Raw genomic sequence first — 3969 nt, 5'->3', positions numbered from 1 at the left:
GATCGGGAGCGTCCGGTCCGGGCTGGCAGCTATCTGCTGTTCCAGCGTGTCGGGTCTTTCCGCTCCGGGCGCGCTTCTCGCACGACCGTCAGTACATCCGTGACTTGCCGCACGCCCCGGGCTCTCGCCCGGCGCGCGCCATTCGCAAAATCAGGCYGCCTTGCTCAGAGAACCAGCGGACGACTTGCCAGTGCGGCGGTCCTGCTCGATCTCGAAGTTGATCTTCTGGCCTTCGACCAGGGTCGACAGYCCAGCRCGCTCGACTGCGGAGATGTGAACGAAAACGTCCGCGCCGCCMGYGTCAGGCTGGATGAAGCCGAAGCCCTTGGTGGMGTTGAACCACTTGACCGTTCCAGTTGCCATTTTAGATAGTCCTTCAACATTTGCTTTAGTTTGACCAGACCAATGTCCAGCCGGTGTGCATCGAGATTTTGGAGATAGACGTCAGCAAACGCGAAGATCGCGAGGCCCGGATCGATCGGCCGAAATATCAATGGGGCTGATATAGGCTGGTTTCGCACGAAAAACAAGACTGCGTGAGAAAGCCGTGATGCGAAGACCGCCCAACGGCCGCCCCAATCTGGTGAAACCGTTGCGACAGATCGCTGTCCCTGGGGCGGCGGATCAGGGGAGGAGACCATGAAAACCATAGTGCTTGCCGCCTGCCTGACGCTGGTGGCCRCCGAGGCGCAGGCTATCTCGCGCTACGATCCGACGCATATGAGTTGCGGCAAAGTCCAGTCGACGATCGCGCGCCAGGGCGCGGTCATCCTGCGCTACCAGTCGACGCGGGTGCCGGGGCTGCCGCTCTACGACCGCTATGTGCAGAGCCAGCAATTCTGCACCATGGGCGAGGTGAGGGCGCGCGCCTATGTGCCGAGCGCCGACACCAAATCCTGCCCGGTCTACAACTGCAAACGGCCGGACAACGACCGGCATTTCCGCCGGCGGTTCTTCCACAACAACTAGCGGAGCAGGGCTCATCAACCGGAGCCGGAAGCCTTCGCTCAGTCGAACGACTGCGCCTCTCGGGACAAATTGCTTTTATTCCCGAATCTGTTCCATGAGCATCGACACGAACCGCGTCACTTTTTGCGGGCGAAAGCGCGCCGCCGGATAGACGACGTGAATGCCGCCGGAGGGCAGCGTCCAGTTCGGGAGCATATGGACGAGACGGCCCTGCGATAGATAATCGACGACCAGATAGTCCGGCAGAACTGCGAGACCGCCGCCGGCGAGCGTCGCTTCCAGGACGGCTGGGGTCGAGTTGATGGAGAACGTCTCGCGCATGGTGATGGTGCGCCGCTCGAAATCGCCTCGGCTGAAGCTCCAGGTGAACGGCTTGCGAAGAACGGAATTGGCAACGAGCGGCAAGGAAGAAAGGTCTTCCGGTTCGTCTACCTTGACCCCGGCGGCGAAATCCCGCGATGCGACCAGGATTTGCCGGAAGGTGCCGATGCGTCGSGCCTGTTGGCTGGAGTCTTCCAGCCAGCCGACGCGGATGGACAGGTCTATCTTGTTGCCGATCAAATCAATTATCGCATCGGAAATGAACAGTTCGACGCCGCAGGCCGGAAATTTCTGCCGAAAGCGGGCGGCGATCGGGGCCAGCACGATCGCGCCGTAGTCATTGGACGCAGAAACGCGCAGCACGCCGGCCACTTCGGTGTTGCCCTCGCCAACCTCGGCGACAGCCTCTTCAACGTCCCGCAGGATCAGAACGCAACGTGCATGCAAAAGACGGCCTGCTTCGGTCGGCTCGAGCCTCCGCGTCGTGCGCACGAGAAGCGTGGTCTGCAGTTCGGCTTCAAGGCGGGCGACCTGTTGGCTGACAACGGCTTTCGTGATGCCAAGTCGCTCGGCTGCCCGGGTAAACGAGCCTGCGTCGATGACGGTAGCAAAATAGGCGAGGCGGTTGAGGTTGATTGGTTCCACGGGACGCCGTCAGTTTGATTGTAAGCTTACAGCATACAGTCTGTATTATTATAGGAGATTTATCAATTAATCCAGAGGAGTTACCTCTGCCCTGTTCTCTCCATCAGGGGCGCAACCGTGGCTTGCCCTCTTCCTCTCGGACAGTTGGCCACGCCACGCGGCCTGACCCCTATTTCAGTCAAAGGAGCTATTCCATGTTCACGAGGAGACAGATCATGAAGACCTCATTGGCCCTCGGCGCAGCCGCCGTATTCGCCCCCGCCGAGCGCGGCCAAGCCGCGGGCACCACTCTTGGCTGGAAACATTTCCCGGCGGGTCCGAACGGCTTCTTCCGCGCGCCCGTGCTGGTGTCCGGGCCAAGCGAGGCCCTGCTGATCGACGGCGGCTTCACCTATCCGGACGGAAAGGCGCTGGCCGAGGCCATCAAGGCCACCGGCAAGAAGCTGACGACCATCTATGTCAGCCAGTCCGATCCCGATTACTACTTCGGCCTGAAGCCGGTGCGGGAAGCCTTCCCGGAGGCAAAAGTGATTGCTGCCTCCGCCACGCTCGAAGCCATCAAAGGAAGTGTGGAGAAAAAGCTCGCGGTCTGGGGCCCGCAATTGAAGGAAAACGGCCCCCAGGCGCTGTCCGACATCGTTCTGCCCGAAGCATTCGACGGCCCAACGCTTAGTGTCGACGGCGAGACGATCGAGATCGTCAATGCGGAAGAAGGGCTCGCCAACCGCCGATACCTGTTCGTGCCGTCGCTCAATGCCGTGTTCGGTGGCGTGATGATCTTCGCGGGTGTCCATGTCTGGACCGCCGACACGCAGACCAAGGAAAGCCGCGCCGCCTGGGTCAAGACGCTGGAGGCGATTGCCGCCCGCAAGCCCGCCGTCGTGGTGCCTGGCCATATGGCTTCCGATGCCGCAACCGGTGCTTCGGCGGTGGAATTCACCAAGTCCTATCTTCTCGCCTTCGAGGAAGAACTGAGCAAAGCGGCCGACAGCGCCGCGCTAAAGGCAGCCATGGAGGCGCGCTTCCCCGGCCTCGATATGGGCGTCGCCCTCGATATCGGTTCCAAGGTCGCCAAGGGCGAGATGAAGTGGGGCTGACATGGCGACGAACCTCGACTTGATCCGCAGGACCTAGCCTAGGAGGGAACCTCCGAGGAGAACGGCCGCAATCTTCTGGCCGTTCTTTCCTCTGACATCGAATGGTCGGCGGTTCAGAACCCGAACGACACTTGCGCCGGCGGCGGCGGGCCGACGCGCACGCCTTCCATGGCCAGCATCTTTTCCTTGGTGATCGAGCCACCGGGCGCCGAGAAGCCGCCGATCTTGCCGCCGGCTGCCAGGATGCGGTGGCAGGGGATGACCAGCGGCACCGGATTGGCGCCAAGGGCAGCGCCGGTTTCGCGCGGCAGGCCAGGTTGGCCGGCGCGCTTGGCGAGTTCCCCATAGGTGGTGGTTTCGCCATAGCCGAGTTTGCGTGCCGCGTCGTAGATGGCGAGGCGAAAGTCGTCGATGCCGKCGAGATCGACCGGCACGCCGGWGAAATCGACGTCCTCGCCKGCRGCATAAGCCTTGATCGAAGCGATCAGCTCGACCACCCATGGCGGTTGGGCCGTGGAGGCTGAAACGCCGGCATGGCGCATAAGCCGCCGCTCGACGGATTCGCGACTGCGTTCGGGCAGGCAGAGCCGGATCAGGCCCTTTTCGCTCCAGGCGATGCCCATGAAACCGATCACTGTTTCTAACACTGCGTGGCCGGCTGTGATCGAAGCTGTCGTTTCCATGTTGCGTTCCTTTCCGCAAAGTGGCGAAAACCGGCATTTGTGCCAGTACATATCAGGAACAATATGGCAGTTCGGCCCGAGTCCCGCCACCCGAAAACCACCTGATGGCCCTGATTGCCCGCCCTGAATCGCTGGTGTAAGGGATTTCTTAACACCCGACGAACCGGACCCGTGCGCGGCTTGCCAGCAAAACATACCCTTATCGCGATCGGCGTGATCATGGCGGCGGCCGGCATCAGCGGCTGCACCTCGAC

General features: G+C 61.8%; 5 protein-coding genes. 2 read left to right on the top strand and 3 right to left on the bottom strand.

Annotated elements, in window-relative coordinates; translation table 11 throughout:
* Positions 1-150 precede the first annotated feature (150 nt).
* Positions 151-363, bottom strand: a complete 213-nt coding sequence (locus AC1DX0_RS32270) for a cold-shock protein (protein ID WP_477358450.1) — start codon at positions 361-363, stop codon at positions 151-153.
* A gap of 276 nt (positions 364-639) precedes the next feature.
* On the opposite strand from AC1DX0_RS32270, the gene AC1DX0_RS32265 reads away from it, so the two are divergent.
* Positions 640-969 (top strand): hypothetical protein, encoded by a 330-nt coding sequence (locus tag AC1DX0_RS32265; protein ID WP_477358448.1) that lies wholly within the window; start codon positions 640-642, stop codon positions 967-969.
* A gap of 75 nt (positions 970-1044) precedes the next feature.
* Here the strand turns inward: AC1DX0_RS32265 and AC1DX0_RS32260 are convergent, their stop codons facing one another.
* A complete protein-coding gene (locus AC1DX0_RS32260; RefSeq protein ID WP_477223505.1) occupies positions 1045-1935 on the bottom strand; it encodes a LysR family transcriptional regulator in 891 nt (296 codons plus the stop codon).
* 194 nt (positions 1936-2129) lie between these two features.
* Between AC1DX0_RS32260 and AC1DX0_RS32255 the strand changes: the two genes are divergently transcribed.
* Positions 2130-3032, top strand: coding sequence for an MBL fold metallo-hydrolase (locus tag AC1DX0_RS32255; protein WP_477223504.1), 903 nt, complete (start codon positions 2130-2132; stop codon positions 3030-3032).
* 113 nt (positions 3033-3145) lie between these two features.
* Here AC1DX0_RS32255 and AC1DX0_RS32250 read toward each other — a convergent pair whose 3' ends face one another.
* Positions 3146-3715 carry a methylated-DNA--[protein]-cysteine S-methyltransferase gene (locus AC1DX0_RS32250; RefSeq protein WP_477358447.1) on the bottom strand — a complete coding sequence of 190 codons (570 nt, stop codon included), beginning with the start codon at positions 3713-3715 and terminating at the stop codon, positions 3146-3148.
* Positions 3716-3969: the final 254 nt, after the last annotated feature.

It is taken from the genome of Mesorhizobium sp. P3_A9 (assembly GCF_056402975.1).
The sequence above is the reverse complement of the archived record's forward strand: the minus strand, read 5'-3'. Positions and strand labels throughout refer to the sequence as shown.